This window comes from Caulobacter sp. ALps2 (assembly GCF_058681635.1).
Genome location: NZ_CM178743.1, coordinates 2,432,412 through 2,453,820 on the forward strand (window position 1 = coordinate 2,432,412; position 21,409 = coordinate 2,453,820).

Genomic DNA, 21,409 nt, shown 5'->3' on the forward strand with positions numbered 1-21,409 from the left:
TTCGGTCGACGTTCCGAGGATGACGATGGCCGAGACCTTTTTCTGCGCTACCTGTGGTCGAGAACATGAAGGCCTGTCCAAGGACCGTGGCTTTACTCTGCCCGATGAGGTCTGGGCTATCCCGGAGGCCGAGCGTGAGGAGCAGGCGCACTTCAACGATGATCTCTGTCAGTGGGGTGATCGCCACTTCATCCGCTGCATCCTGCCCGTGCCCATGAAGGGTAGCGATGACTACTTCGGCTGGGGTGTCTGGGCCGAGGTCGATGCCGAAGTCTTCGAGCGTTATCTCGATCTCTACGAGGAAGACGGCCGCGAGGAGCCGCTCAAACCGGGCAAGCTGGCAAACTGGCTGAGCCCCTATCCCGGGACCACACTGGGCACTCGCCTCCTCATCCAGTTCCAGACCCCGGACCAGCGACCGACCTTGACCCTACCAGAAAGCGACAAGAGCCGGCTGGCGCAGGAGCAGCGCGACGGCATCGACGCCGCGCGGCATCACGAGATCCTCGAGATCTGCGGCGCCTAAAGCCAGCCCGCCGTCTTGAAGCGCCGGAACAGCAGGCCGCAGATCACCGCGATCCCGGCCAGCACGCCGTAGTAGCCGTACTCCCACTTCAGCTCGGGCATGTGCTCGAAGTTCATGCCGTAGATGCCGGCCACCGCCGTCGGCACGGCCAGGATGGCGGCCCAGGCGGCGAGCTGGCGGGTGATCACGCCCTGGCGCTGCTGTTCCAGCAGGCTGCTGATTTCGAACACCGAGGTCAGCACTTCGCGCAGGCCGTCGACCAGGATCTCGGTGCGCTGGATATGGTCGCGCACGTCGCGGAAATAGGCCCGCACCTCGGTGTCGATGCAGGGCAGGTCGTGATGCTCCAGCGCGCTGACCACCTGGGTCATCGGGCCCAGCAGCTTCTTGAACTTCATCAGCGCCCGACGAAGGTTGAAGATGCGGGCGATCTCGGCGCGGCTGAGGAAGGCGTCCAGGGCCCGCCGCTCGAAGGCGTGCAGGTCGTCCTCGATCGTGTCGACGATCGGCATGTAGCCGTCGACGATGAAGTCCAGCACCGCGTGCAGTACATAGTCGACGCCGTGGGCCAGCAGGGCCGGCGCGGCCTCCAGTTGGGCCCGCAGCTCGGTATGGGCCCGGGCCGAGCCGTGGCGGACGGTGATCAGGTGCCGGCGGCCGACGAAGAAGTCGGTCTCGCCGTAGATAATGTGGTCGTTGTCCAGGTGAGCGGTCTTGGCGACAACGAACAGCTGCTCTCCGTAGACGTCGACCTTGGGCGTCTGGCGGGCGTTCAGCGCGTCCTCGACCGCCAGCGGGTGCAGGTTGAAGGCCTGCTGAAGCACGCGCAGTTCGGCCTCGTCCGGCTCAACGAGGCCGATCCAGACGAACTCGTCGCCCCGCGGCGAGAGGCTATCCGGATCGTCCAGGCTGAGCGCGCGAACGGCCTTGCCGGCGACATAGGCGTTGGCGGCGACGACGGTCACGGGCGAATGATCAGTGCGCCGCCACGTAGGCGTCGACCTGCGCCACCCGTTGGGCCTTCTCGGCCTCGCTCAGGAACGAGCCGGTGAAGCTGTTCTTGGCCAGGGTGACGACATCCTCACGGGTGAGGCCAATCGCGCCGGCGGTGGCCAGGTAGTTCTCCAGCAGGTAGCCGCCGAAATAGGCCGGATCGTCGGAGTTGACGGTCGCCTTCAGGCCCAGGTTCAGCATGGTCTTGAGCGGGTGAACGTCCAGGCTGGGCACGCCGCACAGCTTCAGGTTCGACAGCGGGCAGACCGTCAGGGTCGTGCCATCCTTCACGAGTCGCGCGGTCAGGGCCTCGTCCTCAAGGGCGCGGTTGCCGTGGTCGATGCGGTCGACCTTCACCAGGTCGATGGCCTCCCACACGTACTCGGGCGGGCCTTCCTCGCCGGCGTGGGCCACGACCTTGAGGCCCAGGTCACGCGAGGCCTGCATGACGCGGGCGAACTTGGCCGGCGGATGGCCGACCTCCGAGCTGTCCAGGCCGACGCCGGCCAGGTGCGACAGCCACGGCTTGGCCTGCTCCAGGGTCTCGAAGGCGCTTTCTTCCGACAGGTGGCGCAGGAAACAGAGGATCAGCTTGGACGTCACGCCCAGGGTTTTCTCGGCCTCGTCCATGCCGGCCAGCAGGCCCTTCATCACCGTATCGAAGGCGACGCCGCGATCGGTGTGGGTCTGGGGATCGAAAAAGATCTCGGCGTGGGTCCCGCCATCGGCCGCCAGGCGCTTGAAATAGGCCAGGGCCAGGTCCTTGAAGTCCGCCTCGGTGATCAGCACGCCCGCGCCCTGGTAGTAGATGTCCAGGAAGTCCTGCAGGTTCGAGAAGTCGTAGGCCGCGCGAATCTCTTCGACCGAGGCGTAGGGCAGGGCGACGCCATTGCGCCGCGCCAGCTCGAACATGAGTTCCGGTTCGAGGCTGCCCTCGATGTGCATGTGCAACTCGGCCTTGGGCAGGCCCCTGACAAATTCAGAGAAGGAGAAGTCGGAGGAGACGGTGTCGGTCATGGGGTTTTATGGTCCCCCAATCGGCTTTCGATCAACCGTCATCCCACGAACATGTCGCGGGATGACGGGGTTTGTTGGTGATCGAGGCCTAGTGCGCCGCGTCCTGGGCCTTCTCGGCGGCTTTCTTGGCGTCATCGCCGGCCTGTTCGGCGGCGTCACCGGCGGCGGCGGCGGCGTCGCCGGCGGCTTCCTTGCCTTCTTCGGTCGTGGCCGTGGCGGCGCTGGCCGTGGCGTCGGAAGCGGCTTGGGCGGCCGCCGCCGCGGCGGCGCTCTCGCTCGCGGCGTTGCTGCTTTCGGCGGCCGCTTCCTGCGCCTTCTCGGCCTTGTTCTCGCAGGCCATCAGCGTCAGGCCCAGGGCGGCCACGGCCGCGATCGTCACGATACGCATGAGCGTCTTCTCCCACGTCCGGCCTTCGCGCCGGGTCAGGAGATAATTCCAAGGCGGAGGTTCAGTTGCCTCAGAGGGGTTGAGGCGGGGGCGGAGGGGTGGTCTCCGGCAGCGGGATGAACTCTTCGTCGTCCAGGTCTGGCAGCTTCATGCGGCCAGCCCTCCAGTCGGACTTGGCCTGTTCGATGCGGTCCTTGGACGAGGAGACGAAGTTCCACTCGATGAAGCGCGGACCCACCGGCTCGCCGCCCAGCAGCATGACGGTCGAACGCTCGATGGCCTTGAACACAACGGTGTCGCCGGGGGCGAAGATAGCCATCTGGGTCTCGACCAGCTCACGGTCGCCCACCTCGACGCGGCCCGAAGCGATATAGGCGGCGCGCTCGGAATACTCGGCCGGCAAGGCCGCGACCGCGCCGGGCTCCAGCTCCCAGTGGACGTAGAACAGCGGCGAGAACACCGGCACGTTCGACTTGGCTCCGAAGGCCTCGCCCGCGATCAGCCGCGCCTTCAGCCCGCCATTCTCGTAGTAGGGCAGGTCGGACGGGCCTTCATGATGCGTGAACCGCGGCGCGGTCTCTTCGAATTCGTTCGGCAGGGCCACCCAGGCCTGCATGCCGTCCATGCGGCCGCCGTGCTCGCGCAGGCCCTCGAAGCGTTCGGAATGGGTGATGCCCGACCCGGCGGTCATCCAGTTGACCTCGTTGGGCTTGATGACCGCCAACGAGCCGACGCTGTCGCGGTGGGTGATCTCGCCCTCGAACAGATAGGTCAGGGTCGACAGGCCAATGTGCGGGTGCGGACGAACGTCGGCGCTCTTGGCGAAGCCCGGTTGGAAGGCGTTGGGGCCCATGTGGTCCAGGAAGATGAACGGCCCGACCATGCGGTGGGCGTGGAACGGCAGCACCCGCCCGACCTCGAAATTGCCAAGGTCCCGACGGCGGGCTTCGAAGACGAGGTCGATCATGGAAGGCTCCGGCGAGTATCGAGGCGGAGTTTAGCGGTTGAGCGCGGTGAGCGTCTTGTCGAAAAGCGCGCTCAAGGCGCGATGCGCAGGGACATGACCTTGGCGGGGGCAAGCCTGTCACGCGGCTGGCCGTTCGGGCCGAAGTCGCTCCATTGACTGCGGGCCACGAAGACGAAGTCACGGCCGCGCAGAACGCCGCCGGTCGGTTCGTCCAGGTCGGGCAGATTGGCGGCCAGGACCTCGGCCCGCCCGACCTCGCGACCATCCGGAGAGATCGACAGGCGCAGCACGCGTTGGGGGGTGACGCCGTTCTGGACGACGATCAGCGCCTCGCCATCACGCAGCACGCCGTCGGCGCCGATCAGGGAAAGGTCGGCCGGGAGCGCGACGGACGTAACCTCGGCGGTGGCCAGGTCGATGCGGTGCAGGCCGCTGGGATAGTCGGCGACTAGCAGAGCCTTGCCGTCGGGCGAGATCGCCAGGCCTTGGGCCGAGCCGATCTCTTCGGAGCGGACCAGCAGGTCGAGGTCTTTCGCGTGGGGCTTCAGACGCCAGATCTCGCCGCCCAGGCTGTTGGCGGCATAGATCGTGCCGTCGGGCGCGAGCGTCAGGTCGCCCAGCTGGCGCTTGGTTCCGTCGTCGGGCGGGGCGTGGCGGGCCAGGACCTTGCCGGTGTCGAGGTCGATCCGCAGCAGGGCGGTGGGGCCCCTGGCTTCGGGGGCGAGGTCCCGGGTCTGGTCGGTCGCCGAGGTCAGAGCCCACAGCGCGCGGGCTTGCGGGTCGGCGACGATCCCGAACAACGACCAGAGATCGTCGGCGGCCGGGGTGAAGTCCGAGACGGTCCCGTCGGTGGCGACGGCCACGATCTTGCGGCCATGGACCTGGCTGACCAGCAGGCGCTCGCGCTTGGGATCGTAGGCGACGCCTTCGGCCAGTGGCGCGCCGGGCAGGGCGGCGATGGGCGAGAGCTGGCCGACCGGTTCGCGATTGGAGGCCAGGCGTTCGGCCACATCCGTGAAGTCGGGACGCGCGGCCAGAAGCGCGAGCGTCTCGTCGGCGGTGATGTCGAGAAAGAACCCGAGTCGGGCGTAACGCTCGACCAGCGCGACAGCGCCGGCCGGATCCAGCGGCGCGGTCAGCCGAGCCGCGCCCAGCAGCACGCCGGGATGGGTCGGGATCAAGGCCAGGGCTTCGGTCATCCGCGCCCGGGCCAGGGCGCCGTCGCCCGCGCGGACGGCGGCGGTCGCTTCCCTACGAAGACGGAAGACCATCGGCAGCCGCCCCTCCGCCAATGCGGGGGCGGCGATCAGGAGGGCGAGCCCTCCCAGGGCGAAGCGCCTAGCCCAGCGGGCTGACATAGGGGCTGATCAGGCCCAGCGGCACGGCCGTCGAGTTCTTGACGCCGCGGATGACGATGCGGCTCTCGATGTTCGACACCAGGCCCAGGGACAACAGCTTGTCGCGCAGAAATTCGTCGAAGGCGCGCATGTCGCGGGTGACGATGCGCATCTCGTAGTCGGCGGCGCCGGTCACGGTGGCGCACTGCACGACCTCGGCCCACTTGCCGACCGCCTGTTCGAACGTGTCGAGATTTTCCTTGGTCGGAAGAGACAGCTTGACGGTGCAGTAGACTTCGAAGCCCAGGCCCAGCTTTTCACGGTCCAGGATGGTGACGCGACGCTGGATGACGCCGGCGTCCTCCAGGCGCTTGATCCGGCGCCAGCACGGGCTGGACGAGAGACCGACCCGTTCGGCGATCTCCGCGACGGACAGTCCGGCGTCGTGTTGGATGAGATCCAGGATCTTGGCATCCACGGCGTCGAGTTGTTCGGACAAGAAATTCCTCCCCCCAGCGGGCGTTGACGCTCACTTCTTGCGCAAAACGACCCCGAGTCGGGCACGCCTTGGGCAAACAATTTCCGCGCTTCTATAAGATATTGCGTAACGGGCGGGAAGACCCAGGAGGAAAATTTTTGCCATGCGGCACTCGGAAGTCACTCTAGACGACAAATATGTGCTCGAAGATGGCCGCGCCTTCATCACTGGCGTGCAAGCTCTCCTGCGGGTTTTGCTGGATCGGAAGCGCCTGGATCGCCTCGCGGGGCTGAACACCGGGGGCTATCTGTCCGGCTATCGCGGCTCGCCCCTGGGCGGTCTCGACCAGCAGGCGGCGCGTATCAAGACGCTGCTGACCGCGCACGACGTGGTCTTCCAGGAAGGCCTCAACGAGGACCTGGCCGCCACCGCCGTGTGGGGCAGCCAGCAGGCGAATCTTTTCCCCGGCGCGCTTTATGATGGCGTGTTCGGCATGTGGTACGGCAAGGCGCCCGGCGTCGACCGCACTGGTGACGTCTTCAAGCACGCCAATTTCGCGGGGACCTTCCCGACCGGGGGCGTGCTGGCGGTGGCCGGCGACGACCACGGCTGCAAGAGCTCGACCCTGCCGTCGCAGTCGGAATTCGCCTTCCAGGACTTTGAAATGCCGGTGCTGTCGCCGGCCGACGTACAGGAGGTCCTGGACTACGGCGTCCTCGGCATCGCGATGTCGCGGTTCTCGGGTCTGTGGACGGGCATGATCGCCCTGGCCGACACCATGGATTCGGGCGTGACGATCGACGTCTCGCTGGGCCGCCACCACGCGGTGATCCCCGACTTCGCCTTCCCTCCTGGTGGTCTGGGCATCCGGCTGAAGGACCAGCCGATGGAAAAGGAACGGCGGATGCGGCTGCACAAGCTGCCCGCCGCCCTGGCCTTCGCCCGCGCCAACCAGATCGACCGCGTGGTGCTGGGCGCCTCGCACGTCCGTGTGGGCAAGGCTCGCCTGGGCATCGTCTGCCAGGGGCAGGCCTACAAGGACGTGCTGGAGGCCTTCACGGCCATGGGCATGACCCTGCAGGAAGCCGCCGACCTCGGCGTCTCCATCTATAAGGTGGGCATGCCGTGGCCGCTGGAGCCGCTGGGTCTGCGCGCCTTCGCCGCCGGCCTCGAGACCCTGATGGTCATCGAGCACAAGCGCGCCCTGATCGAACCGCAGGCTCGGGCGGCTCTTTATGATCTCCCCGCGCAGGCGCGTCCGCGCATCATCGGCAAGATCGACGAACGCGGCGCGCCGCTGCTGTCCGAGCTTGGCTCGCTGTCCGTGGCCGAAATCGCGCTCGCCATCTACGACCGCCTGCCGGACGGCCCGCACATGGAGCGGGCCCGCGCCTATCTGAACCGCGTCTCGGCCGCCGGCGTCGCCGCCGTCAGCCTGGCCGCCGACCAGGCCCGCAAGCCGTTCTTCTGCTCGGGCTGCCCGCACAACACCTCGACCAAACTGCCCGATGGTAGCCGCGCGCTCGCCGGCATCGGCTGCCACTACATGGCCGGGTTCAACGACCCGATGACCGACCTCAACACCCACATGGGCGGCGAGGGCCTGACCTGGGTGGGCGCGGCGCCGTTCACCAGCGAAAAACATGTCTTCCAGAACCTGGGCGATGGCACCTACAACCACTCGGGCTCGCTGGCGATCCGGGGCGCGGTCGCGGCCAAGACCAACATCACCTACAAGCTGCTCTATAATGACGCCGTCGCCATGACCGGCGGCCAGCGCGCCGAGAGCGGCTTCACCCCCGCCCAGATCACCCGCCAGCTGGCGGCCGAGGGCGTGACCAAGACCGTCATCGTCGTCGACGAGCTGGAACGCTACCAGGGCGTCACCGATCTGGCTCCCGGCGTCGAGATCTTCCCGCGCTCGGACCTGATGCGGGTGCAGGAGATGCTGCGCGACACGCCCGGAACGACCGTGCTGCTCTATGACCAGACCTGCGCCACCGAAAAGCGCCGCCGCCGCAAGCGCGGCTCGATGCCCAAGGCCACCAAGCGCGTCTTCATCAACCCGCTGGTCTGCGAAGGCTGTGGCGACTGCTCGGTGAAGTCCAACTGCGTCTCGGTCGAGCCGCTGGCCACCGAGTTTGGCCGCAAGCGCAAGATCAACCAGTCGTCCTGTAACCAGGACTACAGCTGCGTCGAGGGCTTCTGCCCGTCGTTCATCACCCTGGAAGGGGCCGAGAGCGCCAACGCCAAGAAGCCGCCGGCGGCCCTGACCGCCGAGTCGACGCCGCTGCCCGAGTTCGAGCCGCTGGTCGGCGTGCGCAAGATCCTGTTCACGGGCGTCGGCGGCACCGGCGTCACCACCGTGGCTTCGATCCTGGCCATGGCCGCCCACATCGACGGCCGCGCCGGCAGTGTCGTGGACATGACCGGTCTGGCCCAGAAGGGCGGCTCGGTGTTCAGCCACGTCAAGATCGGCGAGACCGAGGACAGCATCGTCGGCGGCCGTGTCGCCGCGGCCAGCACCGACGTGCTGATCGCCTGCGACCTGCTGGTCGCCGCTTCGCCGGAAGGCCTGTCGCTGTACGCCAAGGACCGCACCCGGGCCTTCGGCAACAGTGACTTCGCGCCGACCGCCGAGTTCGTCACCAGCCGCGACGTCCGCTTCGACAGCGGGGCCATGGCTCGTCGTGTGAAGGGCGCGACCCAGACCTTCGACGCCTGCCCGGCCCAGCGCCTGGCGGAGACGGAGTTCGGCGACGCGATCTACGCCAATATGATCATGGTCGGCTTCGCCTGGCAGCGCGGGGTGATCCCGCTGTCCAGCCGCGCCCTCTATCGCGCCATCAAGCTGAACGGGGTCGACGCCGAGGCCAATCTGCAGGCCTTCGAGCTGGGCCGCCGCATTGCTCATGATCCATCCGCGGTCGCCGTGAAGGAAGACAAGGTCGCCACGCCCGAGGTCATGCCTCTGGACGACCTGATCGCTCACCGGATCCGTGAGCTCACCGCCTATCAGAACGCCGCCTATGCCCAGCGTTATGCCGACAAGGTCGCCAAGGTGCGCGCCGCCGAAGCCGCCATTGGCGGCGAGGCCCTGACCCGCGCGGCGGCGGTGAACCTCTACAAGCTGATGGCCTACAAGGACGAGTACGAGGTCGCGCGCCTCTATACCGACGGCCGTTTCGCGGCCGAGCTGGCCGGGACCTTCAAGGGCGGCAAGACCAAGGTCTGGCTCTCGCCGCCGCTGCTGGCCCCCAAGGGCCCGGACGGCAAGCCCAAGAAGATCGCCTTCGGCGGCTGGATGCTCGACCTCGCCTTCCCGATGATGGCCAGGATGAAGGGCCTGCGCGGCGGCGCCCTGGACATCTTCGGCCATACCGAGGAGCGCAAGATGGAGCGCGGCCTGATGGCCTCGTACGAAGTCACCCTGGACCGCCTGGCCGCCGGCCTCTCGACCGAGAGCCTGCCGCTGGCGGTCAAGATCGCAGAGGTACCGCAACAGATCCGCGGCTACGGCCACGTCAAGGACGCCTCGGTCGTAACGGCCAAGGCGGCCGAGGCCAAGCTGTGGGAGCGGTGGTGCGGGAGCTGATCTAGCCCGAAGTCCGGCGCGCCGTGGGCGCGTCGGGCGCGGTTCGCCGCATGACCGCATAGAGGACCAGCACCACCGCGATCAGGCCGCCCGCCGTCAGCGGCGCGGCGAGGTCGCCGGTGGCGACGCGCACGGCGATCAGGCCCAGGCATACGACCGCGCCCAGCATCGGCACGATCGCCGGCGGTTCGAACGCTCCGCGCGTCTCGCCAGGTCGGCGGCGCAGGACCAGCAGGGCGATGTTGACCACGGTGAAGACGGCCAGCAGCAGCAGGGCCGTGGCCTCGCCCAGCTGGGTGACGTTCCCCGCCAGAACCAGGACCGTGACGATGGCCAGCAGCACGCCGATGGCCACGTGCGGCGTGCGCCGGCTGGCGTGGACCTTGGACAGCGCGCCGGGCAGGCGGCCGTCGCGGGCCATGCCGTACAGCAGCCGCGAGGCGGTGACGTAGTTCACCAGCGCGCTGTTGGCGACGGCGAAGACGGTGATGATCACGAAGGTCCACCCGGGCAGCCACGGCGCGGCCTTGGTCATCACGGCCGCCAGCGGCGCCTTGGCCTCGCCCAGCTCGCGCCAGGGGATGACCGAGACGGCGGTCACCGCCACCGCGACATAGAGCAGGGCGGTGATGGCCATGGCCGCGATGATGCCGACGGGCAGGTCGCGGCGCGGATTCTTGACCTCCTCGCCGACATTGATCGAGTCCTCGAAGCCGACGAAGGCGAAGAAGGTCAGGGCCGCGCCCTGGACGATCAGCAGTGGCACGAGACCGGTCGCCGCGCCGTCGGCCGGGGTCGGCAGGTCGAACAAGTCGGCCTGGCCCCAGAACCTCGCGCCCACCACCACGACCAACAGCAGGCCGCCGGCCTCGATGAAGGTGCAGACCAGGTTGGCCCAGATCGACTCGCGGATGCCTCGGAACACGATCCCAGCCATCAGCACCACATAGGCCAGGGCCAGCAGCACGGGCGGCGCGACCGATAGCGCTGGGAAGGTGTGCAGGTTCTCGCCGATCACCCAGGCCCCGGCGGCGATCGAGGTCAGGCCCGAACAGGCCGTCGCCAGGCCGACCACGTGGGTCAGCAGGCCGCGATGGAACGCCCGCTCGGTGATGTAGGCCGCGCCGCCCGCCTTGGGATAGCGTGAGGCCAGCGAGGCGTAGGACAGGCCCGTCAGCAGCGCCGCGACCAGCGCCACCAGGAACGAGGCCCAGACCGCCGATCCGACCTGTCCCGCCGCCTTGCCGATCAGCCCGTAGATGCCCGCGCCCATCATGCTGCCAGCCGCGTAGAGCGTCATCTGCACTGGCCCGATGGCGCGCAGCAGTTCCGGTTTCTCGGGGCGGGTCGGGGTGGTCATGAAGAGCCAACGCGCTGGCGCGGTTGGTGGTTCGTGTTAGGCTCGGGGCATGAACAAGCCTCTTAGCCCCGTGACGGTCACGCTCAGCGCCGAGGACGCCGCCGACCTGCAGGCGCGGGTGGAACGCGGCGAGTTCGCGTCGCTGGAGGAGGGCCTCGCGGCGGAGCTGGCCGAGCTGAACTATCGCCGCGCGGCGGAAATCGTCGGCGGTTCGGACGAGCTGGAAGCGCTGCTGGACGTCCTGGAAGCCGACGTTGTCGATCCTGACGACCGCGACAGCCTGCCGTTCCTGTCCGAGATGCTGGCCGATATGAAGGCCGGAATGAAGTCGTGATCACCTGTTTGATCGCGCGTTCGGCGAGCCTGAAATGACTCAAGAATTCGATTTCGACGCCGTCGTCGTCGGCGCGGGCGCTGTCGGCCTCGCCTGTGGATACGCCCTCGCCAGGCGTGGCCTGATCGTCGCGGTGCTGGAAGAGCAAGCCCACATCGGCCAGGGCGTGTCGTCGCGCAATTCCGAGGTGATCCACGGCGGGCTCTACTATCCGACCGGGTCGTTGAAGGCCAAGCTGTGCGTCCAGGGGCGGCGGCTGCTGTACGCGTTCCTCGATACGCACGGCGTCGCCTACAAACGCTGCGGCAAACTGGTGGTGGCCACCAGCGACGACGAGATCTCGCGACTGGACGCCATCTGGGATCAGGCCCTGGCCAATGACGTCGAGGGCATGGAGCGCCTGACCGGCGAGCGGGCCCGCGCGATGGAGCCCGGCCTCAACGCCCACGCGGCGCTGCTGTCGCCGGAGAGCGGCGTCTTCGCCAGCCACGACTACATGCTGGCCCTGCAGGGCGAGATCGAGGCGGCCGGCGGGGCGGTGGTGCTCTCCACGCCGTTCGAGGGCGCCGAAGCTCCGCCGGGCGGCGGCTTCACGGTGCGGGCGGGTGGAGCGGATCCTACCAGCCTGACCTGCCGCCTGCTGGTCACCGCGCCGGGCCTGTCTTCACAGGACGTCGCCGGACGGATCGAAGGCTATCCCGCGGACCACATCCCCAAGGCCCACTACGGCAAGGGCGTCTATTTCCGCCTGACCGGCAAGGCGCCGTTCCAGCGTCTGATCTATCCGCCGCCGATCCACGGGGCGCTGGGCACCCACTACCGCAACGACCTGGGCGGCCAGGCGGTGTTCGGGCCGGACCTGGAATATGTGCCGGCCCCCGACTACTCGGTCGACCCGGCCCGCGCCGAGGCCTTCGCCGCCTATATCCGCAAGTTCTGGCCGGGTCTGCCCGACGACAAGCTGGTCCCGGACTATGCCGGCGTACGGCCAAAGCTGCACGGCCCCGACGAGCCGCAGCCCGACTTCCAGCTGCGCGGCGTCGAGAACCACGGCTTCGAGGGCCTGATGGCCCTGTTCGGCATCGAGAGCCCCGGCCTGACCAGCAGCCTGGCCATCGGCGAAGAGGTCGCGAGCCGCCTGCTGGCCGCATGACAAATCCTTCATGTAGCTGAGCCTTGGCGACACTCCGGCGCGTGCTAGCAATTCCGTCTCCGGAGTTTCTAGGGCGAGGGGCGTCCCCCATGGGTCTCAAACTGAAGGCGCTGCTGGGCGCCGTATCGGCGCTTGCGCTGGGTTCCGCCGCCATGGCCGCCACTCAGGCGCTGCCGTCTTTCGCCGAGCCGGCCCTGTCGCCGGACGGGAGCGAGATCGTCTTCGCCTCGGGCGGCGACCTGTGGACCGTCCCCGCCGCCGGCGGCCAGGCGCGCCTGTTGGTCACCGACGAGGCCACCGAGTCCCGCCCGCTGTACTCGCCCGACGGCAAGTCGCTGGCCTTCGTCTCCACGCGGTCGGGCGTGGCCAACCTCTATGTCCTGACCCTGGCCACCGGCGAGCTCCGCCGGCTGACCTTCGGCGACAGCGCCGAGGTGTTGGACGGCTGGTCACGCGACGGCAAGTGGATCTACTTCACCTCGGGTGTGAACGACGTGGCGCGGCTGGGCGACGTCTACCGCGTCGCCGCCAGCGGCGGCACGCCCTTGGAAGTCAGCCGCGAGCGTTATCTGAACGAGTTCGAAGCCGCGCCGTCGCCGGACGGCCGCGCGATCGCCTTGGTGGCGCGTGGCATGTCGAGCGCCCAGTGGTGGCGCAACGGCCACTCGCACATCGACGAGAGCGAGGTGTGGCTGAAGCCCGTTGATGGCGGCGGTTACCAGAAGCTGGTCCCAGCAAGCGAGAAGGGGGCCGGCGCCAAGCGCGCCTGGCCGATGTGGAGCCCGGACGGCAAGGCGCTCTGGTACATGAGCGACGAGGGCGGGACCGAGAACCTGTGGCGTTTGCCGCTCAATGGGACTTCAGGCGGCGGCGTCCCGCGACAGGTCACTCGCTTCACCGACGGCCGCTTGCTGTGGCCCAGCATCGGCTATGACGGAAAGACGATCGTCTTCGAGCGTGACTTCGCGATCTGGTCGCTGGACACAGCGACCGGCCAGGCCGCCAAGGTCCCGATCGCCCCGCGCGGCGCGCCCGCCGCCGCTGGCGAGACCCACAAGAACGAGACCAGCTTCGACAGCCTGGCCTTGTCGCCCGACGGCAAGAAGGCCGCGATCATCGCCCATGGCGAGCTGTTCGCTGTGTCGACCAAGGACGGCGGCGCGGCTCAGCGGGTGACCCGGACCCCGATCCTGGAGCGTGATCCGGCCTGGTCGCCCGATAGCAAGCGCCTCGTCTATGTCTCCGAGCGCGACCGGGCGGCCAACATCTACGCCTACGACTTCGCGACGGCCCAAGAGACGGCCGTGACCACCGGGGCGGCGCGCAACACGGTCCCGACCTGGTCGCCGGACGGCAAGGTTCTGGCCTATGTCCGCGATGGCGGGGAGGTCCGGGTGATGACCTTCGATCCGGCGGGCAAGGTCGCGACCGACCGGGTGCTGTTCCAGGGACCGCTGGGCGGTTTCGACGACACGCCGCTGACCTGGTCGCCCGACAGCCGCTGGATCGCCTTCACGGTGAGCGACCGCAAGGCGTTCGACAACGTCAATGTCGTGTCGCTGGATGGCGGGGCGGCGCGGCCGGTGACGTTCCTGGCCAACGGCAATGTCGGCAAGGTCGCCTGGTCGCCGGACGGCAAGTACCTGCTGGTCGACATGGGCCAGCGCAGCGAGGACGCCAAGATCCTGCGCGTCGACCTGTTGCCCAACGTGCCGAAGTTCAAGGAGGACGCCTTCCGCGACCTCTTCAAGCCGGCCGACGCGCCCGACAAGCCGGCGCCGGACTCCAAGCCCGAGCCGGCCAAGACCGACACGCCAGCCAAGCCTGTCATGGACGCCAAGCCCGCCGCGCCGAAGAAGAAGATCGAGCCGGTCCGCATCGTGTTCGAGGGGCTGCGCGAGCGCGCCAGCTACCTGCCGCTGGGCATGGATGTCGGCGACCCGCTGATCAGCCCCGACGGCAAGGTGCTGGTCTTCCGCGCCCGCCAGGCCGGCCAGACCAACTTCTACACCTGGAACCTGGACGAGCTGGCCAAGGAACCGCCGGTCCCGGTGCAGCTGACCTCGACCCGCAAGCCCAAGGGCGACATCGCCTTCACGCGCGACAGCAAGGAGGTGTTCTTCCTCGAGGGCGGCTCGATCGTCTCCTCGCCCATCGAGCAGCCCAAGCCCAAGCCCCTGGCGGCGAACGCCGAGCTGGACGTCGACTTCGACGTCGAGAAGACCGTGGTGTTCGAGCAGGCCTGGGGCGTGCTGAACCGGGGCTTCTATGACCCGAAGTTCCATGGCGCGAACTGGGAGCAGCTGCGTCAGCGCTGGGCGCCCTACATCGCCGGCGCCCGCACCGGCGATGAGCTGCGGCGCGACATCAACCTGATGATCGGCGAGCTGAACGCCTCGCACTCTGGTATCAACAAAGCGCCTGATCCGTCCGTCCAGGTGGTGCGCGCCGCCAATCTGGGCCTGCGCTTCGACCGCGGGGACTATGAGGCTGGCAAGGGCCTGGTGATCCGCGAAGTGATCGTGCTCGGGCCGGCGGCGCTGGAAGGCTCGATCAAGCCCGGCGAGACCCTGGTCGCGGTCAATGGCGAGAAGCTGTCGCCCGGCGTCAACCTGGACAAGTTGCTGCGCGGCCAGGCCGGCAAGCGCACGGTGCTGACGGTCGCGGATGCTTCAGGCAAGACCCGCGAAGCGATCGTTCGCCCGGTGGCGACGGCCACGGCCACCGGCCTGCTCTATCGCCAGTGGGTCAACGACCGCCGCGCCTATGTCGACAAGGTCAGTGGCGGCCAGCTGGGTTATGTCCACATCGCCGACATGTCCGACGCCTCGCTGGCCCAGCTCTATATCGACCTGGACGCCCAGAACCAGGGCAAGCAGGGCGTGGTCATCGACGTGCGCAACAACAACGGCGGCTACGTCAACGGCCATGCGCTGGACGTGTTCGCGCGCCGCAACTACCTGATGATGACCGCCCGCGACCGCTTCCCGGTGCCGTCGCGCCAGAACCTGGGTCAGCGGGCGCTGGGCCTGCCGACCGTGCTGGTCACCAACGAGTCGTCGCTGTCGGACGCAGAGGACTTCACCGAGGGCTACCGCTCGCTCGGCCTTGGCAAGGTCGTCGGCAAGCCGACCGCCGGCTGGATCATCTTCACCGGCGGCCGCCAGCTGATCGACGGCTCGGTGGTGCGCCTGCCGTTCATCCGCATCGAGGACCTGCGGGGGCAGAACATGGAGCTCAATCCCCGGCCGGTGGACGTCGATGTCGACCGGCCGCTGGGCGAGGCGGGCGACGCGCAGCTGGACGCTGCGGTGAAGGTGTTGCTGGGGAATTAGGGGGCGGATCATCCAGCCCCGGTCCCGCGTTGACACCACGGCCGGGTCCCACGATGGTCCCGGCCCGTAACGTCGCCCCGGAGCCCGCCTTGACCAACATCCTGCACGCCATGCTGGGCAAGGGCTTGGGCGGCCTTGAGCAGGTGTTCCTCGACTATCAGCCGATCCTGGAGGCGTGGACTTCCAGGCGCGGCGGCCAATGCGTCGGCGTGGTGCGCAAGGGCGGCAAGGTCGCTGGGCGCGAGGCGGGCCGCGCGCCGCCGCTGGTGCCGATGGCCGCTTTCACCGACTGGGACCCGCTGACCCTGGCCGCCGCCAAGGGCGTGGTTCGTTCCGCCGCGCCGGACCTGATCCTCAGCCACGGCCAGCGCCCCGCGCGGGTGTTCGGCAAGGTCGCGCCGGCCGGTGTGGTCCAGGCCGTCTGCCTGCACAAGCCTTCGTTCGAGGTCGCGCCCGGCGTCCACTACCTGGCGGTCGGTCGGCACCTGGCGCGGCTGGCGATCGAGCGCGGCGCGCCCGAAGACCATGTCTGGTTCATCCCCAACGCCGTGAGCGCGCCGACCGCGCGGGCGACGCCGTTCGAACGCCGGACCGTGGCCGGCGAGACCTGCCCGGTCAAGATCGTCGCCGCGGGTCGCCTGCATTCCAAGAAGGGCTTCGACGTCCTGATCCGCGCGGTGGGCAAGCTGAGGGCCTGGGACATCGACGTGACCTGCGAAATCGCCGGTGAAGGCGAGGAGCGCGGCGCCCTGGAAGCCCTGATCCGCGAGCTGGATCTCGCGCCGTGCGTCAAGCTGGTGGGCTGGACCGACGACGTCGCCGGCTTCCTGGCCTCGGGCGACCTGTTCGCCTTCCCTTCGCACCAGGAGGGTTTCCCACTGACCCTGCTGGAGGCCATGGCCGTCGGCCTGCCGGTGGTCGCTTCCGAGATCGACGGGCCCAACGAAATCCTCAAGGACGGCTTGAACGGCCGCCTGACGCCCAACGACGATCCCGATCGCCTCGCCGAGGCGCTGGGCGAACTCGTCGCCGAACCCGAGGCGGCCAAGCGCCTGGCGGCGGCGGCGCGCGAATTGGTTCTGAAGGACTACGGCCCTGGCGAGCTGGCGCGGCGCTTGGAAGCGGCTTTGGACGGAATGTTATCCAAGGCTTGATGCGGGGCGGACTCGGAGGTATGACCCGCGTCCGTCCTGGCGATGGCTGGGTAGCTCAGATGGTTAGAGCGGTGGATTCATAACCCACAGGTCGGCGGTTCGATCCCGCCCCCCGCCACCAGGACGGACTGCTCCATAGGGACGATTTGGCAACGCCGCCGCCGCGTCGCCCGTTCTCGCCCCATGGCGCGCGCACCCAAGGTCTTCACCTGGTCGGACGGTTTCCACCGCTACACCGTGGCGGCGACGTCGCGCGCCAAGGCGCTGGCGGCGTGGGAGACGGACCGGGATCTCTTCAAGGAAGGCGTCGCCGAGGAAGCGCCAGACGCGCCGGACGCCAAGGCGGCCTTGGCCGCGCCGGGGGCGGTGATCCGTCGGGCCGAGGGCGGACTGAAGGCGGCCGTCGACACGCTGCCGCCATCTAAGCCTAGGCCGAAGAAAGACGAGGCCGCCGAGGCCAAGCGCGAGCAGGCTCTGGCCGAAGCGGAGGCCGCGCTCGAAGCGGCGGAGTCGCGGTAACGAGACGCCGAGGCCGATCTGGAACACCGTCGTCGAAAGCTCGACGCTGAGGCGGCCGCGCTCAGCGACTCCTGGACGAAGCGCCGATCGACGCTAGAGCAGGCGGTCCGGCGTCTGCGATCGCGATAGAGGTCGGGACGTGGCCGCGCAGGCCGCGTTGCTCCAGATAGTCGAGCAGGGCGGCCGGATAGTCGGTCTGGACGATGCTGACGCCTTGGTCGATCAGGCGGCCCCAGGCCTTGTCGGGATTCCGCAGCGCCTTGCGATCGCCCGACTGGTCCAGCACGCCGCGCCAGCCCTTGGTGGCCAGGGTGTTGGTCCACACGCGGATGCGGGCGGCTCGGGCGGCGTCCCGTACGGCGATGAAGCTGTCCCGGCGCAGCGCGACCATTTCGACGGCGGGGATCTGGCGGTCGCCGGACGCTTGCCGCGCCGTGATCCGGGCCAGACCCAGCGGACGCTCGGCGGCCTTGCCGGCGACCATCGGCATGAAGGCCAGGTCCCGGTACGGCGGCAGGTCGGCGAGCGGCGGCGCGCCCAGGCCGGCCTTGGCCTTGAACAGCACCCAGTCAGCGGCGTCGGTCCGGCGCACGACCACGGCGGCCTCGTCGGCCAGCGAGCCCTTGAGGTCGACATTGACCAGGATGCGGCCCTGGGCGGCGTGGAGGAAGGCTTCCAGCGTCGGCGGAGCCTCGTCGCCGCCATGGACGTCCTTCAGGCGCAGGGCCTGGACCTGGGCCAAGGTCAGGCTCGACACGCGGCCCTTGCCGTCGGTGGTGCGATCGACCTTGGCGTCGTGCATCAGGACGAGGGCGCCGTCGCGGGTGCGGCGCACGTCGATCTCGACCAGGTCGACGCCCAGCGCGACGCAGCGTTCCAGCGCGGCCAAGGAGTTTTCGGGAACGCTCTGGTCGAAACCGTGGCTGGGAGCGGGGCGGTGGCAAGCGCGGTGGGCGACCACCAGGACGCCATCAGCCGGATCGTAGAGGCGGTCACGCAGGGCGCCGGCCTGGGCCGAGCTTGCCGCCAGAACCAGCGTAAGGATGATCGAGAACGCGAGACGTCGCATGGTCGAAGAGCCTCCGGCCTTCACTCCACATGACCGATTCACGCGACAAGCATACGGCAGTTTGGACCAACTGACATGACGGCGCGGGGTAGGCTTCACCGCCGTCGCCATGCCGAGAAGTCGGTCAGCTAAGGCTTGCGGAAGCCTCGCAGCACGTTGGCCTCGGTGCTCAGCTGAAGCTGACCGTAGTCGATGCGCGGCGTGTCGGAAAACAGCAGGTAATAGTATTTCATCTGCTCGGACCACCAGTAGCCGGGGCAGTTGTCACCCTGGGTCATCGGCTTGCTCGTGATGTCCTTCAGCGCCGTGTAGCCGAAAGGCGCGCGGCTGGTGGCCTTCATCTGGCGATAGTGGATGGCGGCCAAAGCGCGATAGCGCTCGTCGCGATCGACCAGCCACAGGTTCAGGCAGGCGTCGGGATATTCCGGGCGCAGGCCTGTGTGCTTGCGACGCGGCTGACGGGTGGCGACGTCGATCGACTCCGGGATCACGCCGAAGTTGGCCTGTAGCTCCGTGAACGAGGCCAGATAGTCGTCGCCCTGTTTCTTGCGCCCGACCTGGCCCAGGAGGCCGGCATAGTAGGCGGCCAGTTCGCTCTGGGCCGTGGAGGTCACCGCGCCGGTCTCGAAGTCCACCATCGGGAACCAGAGCCGATTGTCGTAGCGCTTGGCCTGATGGGTCAGCTGTGCGTCGACGCATTCGACCGCCCAGCGCTTACAGTCGGCGTCGCCGAACAGTTCCCAGGCGTCCCACAGGTATTCGTAGAAACTGTCGGCATAGACGTCGATGCTGGCGTTGCGGCTGGTGAACTCGCCGGTGCGGGCGTCGATATTGGCGGCCATCAGGCCGATCTTCGAGCGGCGGTCCAGGGCGTGCTTCATGGCCCGCTTGGCGGCGTCGAAATAGCGTTTGTCGCCGGTCAGCTGGCTCAACACCCCGAACTCGGTGATGTAGGTGCCGATCTCGGCCAGGTTGGTCTCGGGATCGCGGACCGCGCCGGTCTTCAGGTTCACATAACGCCAGGGCAGGCCGTGCGGGGAGGCGTCGAAGGCCTTCATCAGCCGGTCGGCCAGGTCGCGGGCCTTGGCCAGCAGCACCGGATCGCCGCACGCCAGGTGCGCCGAGAGCAGGCCGCCGACCAGGCGGATGTTGGTCTCGAAGACCTGGGCTTCGCCGTCGACATCGAAGTCGAGGGACGACTTCACCCAGTCGACACCGACCAGGAACTCGGCGTCCAGACCCATGATCCACAGGGTGTCCAGAGCTTCGACCAGAGAGAGGCCCAGGTCATGGCCCTCGATAAAGAACGAGCGCGAGGTCCCGCTGACCGGATTGATCTCGTCCTTGCCCCAGGCCTTGGCGACATAGCCCCGCCAAGCCCACTGGAACTCGGACCGGACGTCGGCGGCGAGGGCCGCCCAGTCTTCGGATCGGGCGACCGCGAGGCCGGGGGCGCACAGCGAGGCGCCAAGAGCGGTCAGGGCGGAGCGGCGCGTGAGTCGGGCAGGCGTCATGGCGCCAGCCTACCGGCGGTCGAGCGATCCAACGAGAGGGGAAAGCAGCCGGCCGGGATTCACGACATCCCGGCCGACAAAGTCGCCCGGCCGGTGGGATTGACCGGGGATCTGCTCGCCTAGGACGACACAACGGGGGACGAGCCGCCATACGGTGGTCGACTAAGTTTCCCATTAGGTCATTCAGGCGAGCGGTAGTGTCGGATTCCCGTCAGAGTTTTCTGGGGGAGCTTCCGGCAAACGCGCGCTGAGCGTGCAATGCAGGCCTTCCGGACGATAATCCATCACCGCCGCGCCCTTCAGCTCGCCGCGCAGGCTGCGCTCGATGAGGCGCGAGCCGAAGCCCTTGCGCGTGGGTTCGGAGACCAGCGGGCCGCCGGTTTCGATCCACTTGCCTTCCAGCTGGCGGGCGGCCGGATCGTAGGTCCAGGTCAGGTCGACGCGCCCGTCGGGATTGGACAGGGCGCCGTACTTCAGCGCGTTGGTCGCCAGCTCGTGCAGGACCAGCGCCATGGTCAGGGCGCCGCCCGGCTGCAGGCGCACCGGCGGACCCTCGACGCTGAACCGCGTGCCGGCCTCGTCGAAGGGACGCAGGGCCCGCTCGGTCACCTCGTGCAGCTCGGCCCCGTGCCAGCTCTCGCGGGTCAGGATGTCATGCACCCGCGAGAGGCCCATCAGGCGGGCTTCGAACTTCTCGAAGGCCACCACGGGATCGGGCTCGTTGCGCAGGGTCTGGGCGGCCATCGACTGGACGGTGGCCAGGGTGTTCTTCACCCGGTGGTTCAGCTCGTTGATCAGCAGGCGCAGTTGGCTCTGATGGTTCGCCTGCGCGTTCTCGGCCTGCTTGCGGACGCTGATGTCGGAGATGATCGCCAGAATGTAGGCGGGCTCGTCGTCGATCCGCACCATGGAAGCGGTCAGGTGGATCCAGATGTCGCCGCCGGGAACCAGGAAGCGGCGCTCGGCCGAGCAGGTCTCGCGCTCGCCGTTCAGCAGGGCCAAGCTGGAGGCCAGGACCTCCTCCAGGAAGTCGGGGTGGGCGAGGCCCTGGATCGGCACGCCCAGCAGGTCGTCGCGCGGGCGTTGCAACAGGGCGCAGAAGCTGTCGTTGGCCTCCAGGATTTCGCCGCTCGGCGTCAGGCGGGCCACGCCCATGGCGGCCTGATCGAAGACGGCGCGATAGCGGGCCTCGGCGGCTTCCAGCTTCTGGCGAGCCTCGATATTGGCGGTGACGACCTCGGTGTAGAGCACCAGGCCGCCGATCTCGCCGCCATCCGTCCGCCAGGGCGCCATCGACCAGCGGATCCACTGGGTGTGGCCCTCGCGGTCGACATACGGATCGCCCTCGTGGCGCAGCTCGACGCCTTCGTTCAGCACCCGGGCGTGTAGATCGCGCCACTTCTGCGGCACCTCGGGAAAGGCTTCATAGTGGCGGCGACCGATCAGCGGCATGTCGGCCGGCAGGTTCTGGTCGGTCAGATACTGACGTGACGCCGCCAGGTAGCGCATCTGGCTGTCGAAGATGGCGATGCCCAACGGCGCGTGCTTCAGCGCGGTCGTAACGCTTGGAGACGCGGACAAGGGTGGCGCTTCATCGATCATCGGTCGCGTTTGTATCTGGCGGAACGGCAAGGCTTCGACTGAATTTCGCGTGAGATGTACCCAGGGTG

17 protein-coding genes and 1 tRNA gene are annotated in these 21,409 nt (G+C 68.3%); 8 read left to right on the forward strand and 10 right to left on the reverse strand.

Annotation, left to right across the window (positions count from 1 at the left end; genetic code table 11):
• The first annotated feature begins 25 nt into the window (after window positions 1-25).
• Entirely contained in the window at window positions 26-526 is a 501-nt protein-coding gene (locus ACW173_RS11630) for a DUF2199 domain-containing protein (protein WP_492085512.1), read from the forward strand.
• Here the strand turns inward: ACW173_RS11630 and corA are convergent.
• The 6 genes from corA to ACW173_RS11660 form a co-directional block, all read right to left on the reverse strand.
• The gene (gene corA, locus ACW173_RS11635; protein ID WP_492085513.1) at window positions 523-1,491 is read right to left on the reverse strand and encodes a magnesium/cobalt transporter CorA; all 969 of its coding nucleotides are present in this window, start codon (window positions 1,489-1,491) and stop codon (window positions 523-525) included. The two genes, ACW173_RS11630 and corA, sit on opposite strands and share 4 nt — an antisense overlap.
• 10 nt (window positions 1,492-1,501) lie before the next feature.
• On the reverse strand, window positions 1,502-2,536 hold the full coding sequence (locus ACW173_RS11640; protein ID WP_492085515.1) for an adenosine deaminase: 1,035 nt from the start codon (window positions 2,534-2,536) through the stop codon (window positions 1,502-1,504).
• 88 nt (window positions 2,537-2,624) lie between these two features.
• A complete protein-coding gene (locus ACW173_RS11645; protein WP_492085517.1) occupies window positions 2,625-2,924 on the reverse strand; it encodes a hypothetical protein in 300 nt (99 codons plus the stop codon).
• 70 nt (window positions 2,925-2,994) lie between these two features.
• Window positions 2,995-3,891: a pirin family protein gene (locus ACW173_RS11650; RefSeq protein WP_492085519.1), complete on the reverse strand. Its 897-nt coding sequence runs from the start codon at window positions 3,889-3,891 to the stop codon at window positions 2,995-2,997.
• 71 nt (window positions 3,892-3,962) lie between these two features.
• Window positions 3,963-5,162 (reverse strand): SMP-30/gluconolactonase/LRE family protein, encoded by a 1,200-nt coding sequence (locus ACW173_RS11655; protein ID WP_492085520.1) that lies wholly within the window; start codon window positions 5,160-5,162, stop codon window positions 3,963-3,965.
• A gap of 67 nt (window positions 5,163-5,229) precedes the next feature.
• Window positions 5,230-5,727, reverse strand: coding sequence for an Lrp/AsnC family transcriptional regulator (locus tag ACW173_RS11660; protein ID WP_047409974.1), 498 nt, complete (start codon window positions 5,725-5,727; stop codon window positions 5,230-5,232).
• A gap of 142 nt (window positions 5,728-5,869) precedes the next feature.
• On the opposite strand from ACW173_RS11660, the gene ACW173_RS11665 reads away from it, so the two are divergent.
• A complete protein-coding gene (locus tag ACW173_RS11665; RefSeq protein ID WP_492085522.1) occupies window positions 5,870-9,301 on the forward strand; it encodes an indolepyruvate ferredoxin oxidoreductase family protein in 3,432 nt (1,143 codons plus the stop codon).
• Window position 9,302: 1 nt separating this feature from the next.
• Here ACW173_RS11665 and ACW173_RS11670 read toward each other — a convergent pair whose 3' ends face one another.
• A complete protein-coding gene (locus ACW173_RS11670) occupies window positions 9,303-10,661 on the reverse strand; it encodes an APC family permease (RefSeq protein WP_492085524.1) in 1,359 nt (452 codons plus the stop codon).
• Window positions 10,662-10,710: 49 nt separating this feature from the next.
• On the opposite strand from ACW173_RS11670, the gene ACW173_RS11675 reads away from it, so the two are divergent.
• The 6 genes from ACW173_RS11675 to ACW173_RS11700 all read left to right on the forward strand — a co-directional run bounded on the left by ACW173_RS11675 (window position 10,711) and on the right by ACW173_RS11700 (window position 17,156).
• Window positions 10,711-10,995: a hypothetical protein gene (locus ACW173_RS11675; RefSeq protein ID WP_492085526.1), complete on the forward strand. Its 285-nt coding sequence runs from the start codon at window positions 10,711-10,713 to the stop codon at window positions 10,993-10,995.
• A 34-nt stretch (window positions 10,996-11,029) separates the two neighbouring features.
• Window positions 11,030-12,148 carry an NAD(P)/FAD-dependent oxidoreductase gene (locus tag ACW173_RS11680; protein ID WP_492085528.1) on the forward strand — a complete coding sequence of 373 codons (1,119 nt, stop codon included), beginning with the start codon at window positions 11,030-11,032 and terminating at the stop codon, window positions 12,146-12,148.
• An 89-nt stretch (window positions 12,149-12,237) separates the two neighbouring features.
• Window positions 12,238-15,483, forward strand: coding sequence for a S41 family peptidase (locus tag ACW173_RS11685; RefSeq protein WP_492085530.1), 3,246 nt, complete (start codon window positions 12,238-12,240; stop codon window positions 15,481-15,483).
• A gap of 89 nt (window positions 15,484-15,572) precedes the next feature.
• On the forward strand, window positions 15,573-16,637 hold the full coding sequence (locus ACW173_RS11690) for a glycosyltransferase (protein ID WP_492085534.1): 1,065 nt from the start codon (window positions 15,573-15,575) through the stop codon (window positions 16,635-16,637).
• Between the two features lie 44 nt (window positions 16,638-16,681).
• A tRNA-Met gene (locus ACW173_RS11695) sits at window positions 16,682-16,758 on the forward strand.
• A 62-nt stretch (window positions 16,759-16,820) separates the two neighbouring features.
• The gene (locus ACW173_RS11700) at window positions 16,821-17,156 is read left to right on the forward strand and encodes a hypothetical protein (RefSeq protein WP_492085538.1); all 336 of its coding nucleotides are present in this window, start codon (window positions 16,821-16,823) and stop codon (window positions 17,154-17,156) included.
• Between the two features lie 61 nt (window positions 17,157-17,217).
• Here ACW173_RS11700 and ACW173_RS11705 read toward each other — a convergent pair whose 3' ends face one another.
• The 3 genes from ACW173_RS11705 to ACW173_RS11715 form a co-directional block, all read right to left on the reverse strand.
• Window positions 17,218-18,225 carry a glycerophosphodiester phosphodiesterase family protein gene (locus ACW173_RS11705; protein WP_492085540.1) on the reverse strand — a complete coding sequence of 336 codons (1,008 nt, stop codon included), beginning with the start codon at window positions 18,223-18,225 and terminating at the stop codon, window positions 17,218-17,220.
• 128 nt (window positions 18,226-18,353) lie between these two features.
• Complete coding sequence (locus ACW173_RS11710) at window positions 18,354-19,739, reverse strand: glycoside hydrolase family 47 protein (protein WP_492085542.1); 1,386 nt, start codon at window positions 19,737-19,739, stop codon at window positions 18,354-18,356.
• Between the two features lie 183 nt (window positions 19,740-19,922).
• Window positions 19,923-21,341, reverse strand: coding sequence for a sensor histidine kinase (locus ACW173_RS11715; protein WP_492085544.1), 1,419 nt, complete (start codon window positions 21,339-21,341; stop codon window positions 19,923-19,925).
• Window positions 21,342-21,409: the final 68 nt, after the last annotated feature.

What these genes read in the sequence shown, in the direction of transcription:
- ACW173_RS11650 (WP_492085519.1), bottom strand. Translation starts at nt 3,891, where the DNA reads ATGATCGACCTCGTCTTCGAAGCCCGCCGTCGGGACCTTGGCAATTTC.
- ACW173_RS11665 (WP_492085522.1), top strand. Translation starts at nt 5,870, where the DNA reads ATGCGGCACTCGGAAGTCACTCTAGACGACAAATATGTGCTCGAAGAT.
- ACW173_RS11655 (WP_492085520.1), bottom strand. Translation starts at nt 5,162, where the DNA reads ATGGTCTTCCGTCTTCGTAGGGAAGCGACCGCCGCCGTCCGCGCGGGC.
- ACW173_RS11685 (WP_492085530.1), top strand. Translation starts at nt 12,238, where the DNA reads ATGGGTCTCAAACTGAAGGCGCTGCTGGGCGCCGTATCGGCGCTTGCG.
- ACW173_RS11710 (WP_492085542.1), bottom strand. Translation starts at nt 19,739, where the DNA reads ATGACGCCTGCCCGACTCACGCGCCGCTCCGCCCTGACCGCTCTTGGC.
- ACW173_RS11715 (WP_492085544.1), bottom strand. Translation starts at nt 21,341, where the DNA reads ATGATCGATGAAGCGCCACCCTTGTCCGCGTCTCCAAGCGTTACGACC.
- ACW173_RS11640 (WP_492085515.1), bottom strand. Translation starts at nt 2,536, where the DNA reads ATGACCGACACCGTCTCCTCCGACTTCTCCTTCTCTGAATTTGTCAGG.
- ACW173_RS11630 (WP_492085512.1), top strand. Translation starts at nt 26, where the DNA reads ATGGCCGAGACCTTTTTCTGCGCTACCTGTGGTCGAGAACATGAAGGC.
- ACW173_RS11670 (WP_492085524.1), bottom strand. Translation starts at nt 10,661, where the DNA reads ATGACCACCCCGACCCGCCCCGAGAAACCGGAACTGCTGCGCGCCATC.
- ACW173_RS11680 (WP_492085528.1), top strand. Translation starts at nt 11,030, where the DNA reads ATGACTCAAGAATTCGATTTCGACGCCGTCGTCGTCGGCGCGGGCGCT.
- ACW173_RS11645 (WP_492085517.1), bottom strand. Translation starts at nt 2,924, where the DNA reads ATGCGTATCGTGACGATCGCGGCCGTGGCCGCCCTGGGCCTGACGCTG.
- ACW173_RS11705 (WP_492085540.1), bottom strand. Translation starts at nt 18,225, where the DNA reads ATGCGACGTCTCGCGTTCTCGATCATCCTTACGCTGGTTCTGGCGGCA.
- ACW173_RS11675 (WP_492085526.1), top strand. Translation starts at nt 10,711, where the DNA reads ATGAACAAGCCTCTTAGCCCCGTGACGGTCACGCTCAGCGCCGAGGAC.
- ACW173_RS11700 (WP_492085538.1), top strand. Translation starts at nt 16,821, where the DNA reads ATGGCGCGCGCACCCAAGGTCTTCACCTGGTCGGACGGTTTCCACCGC.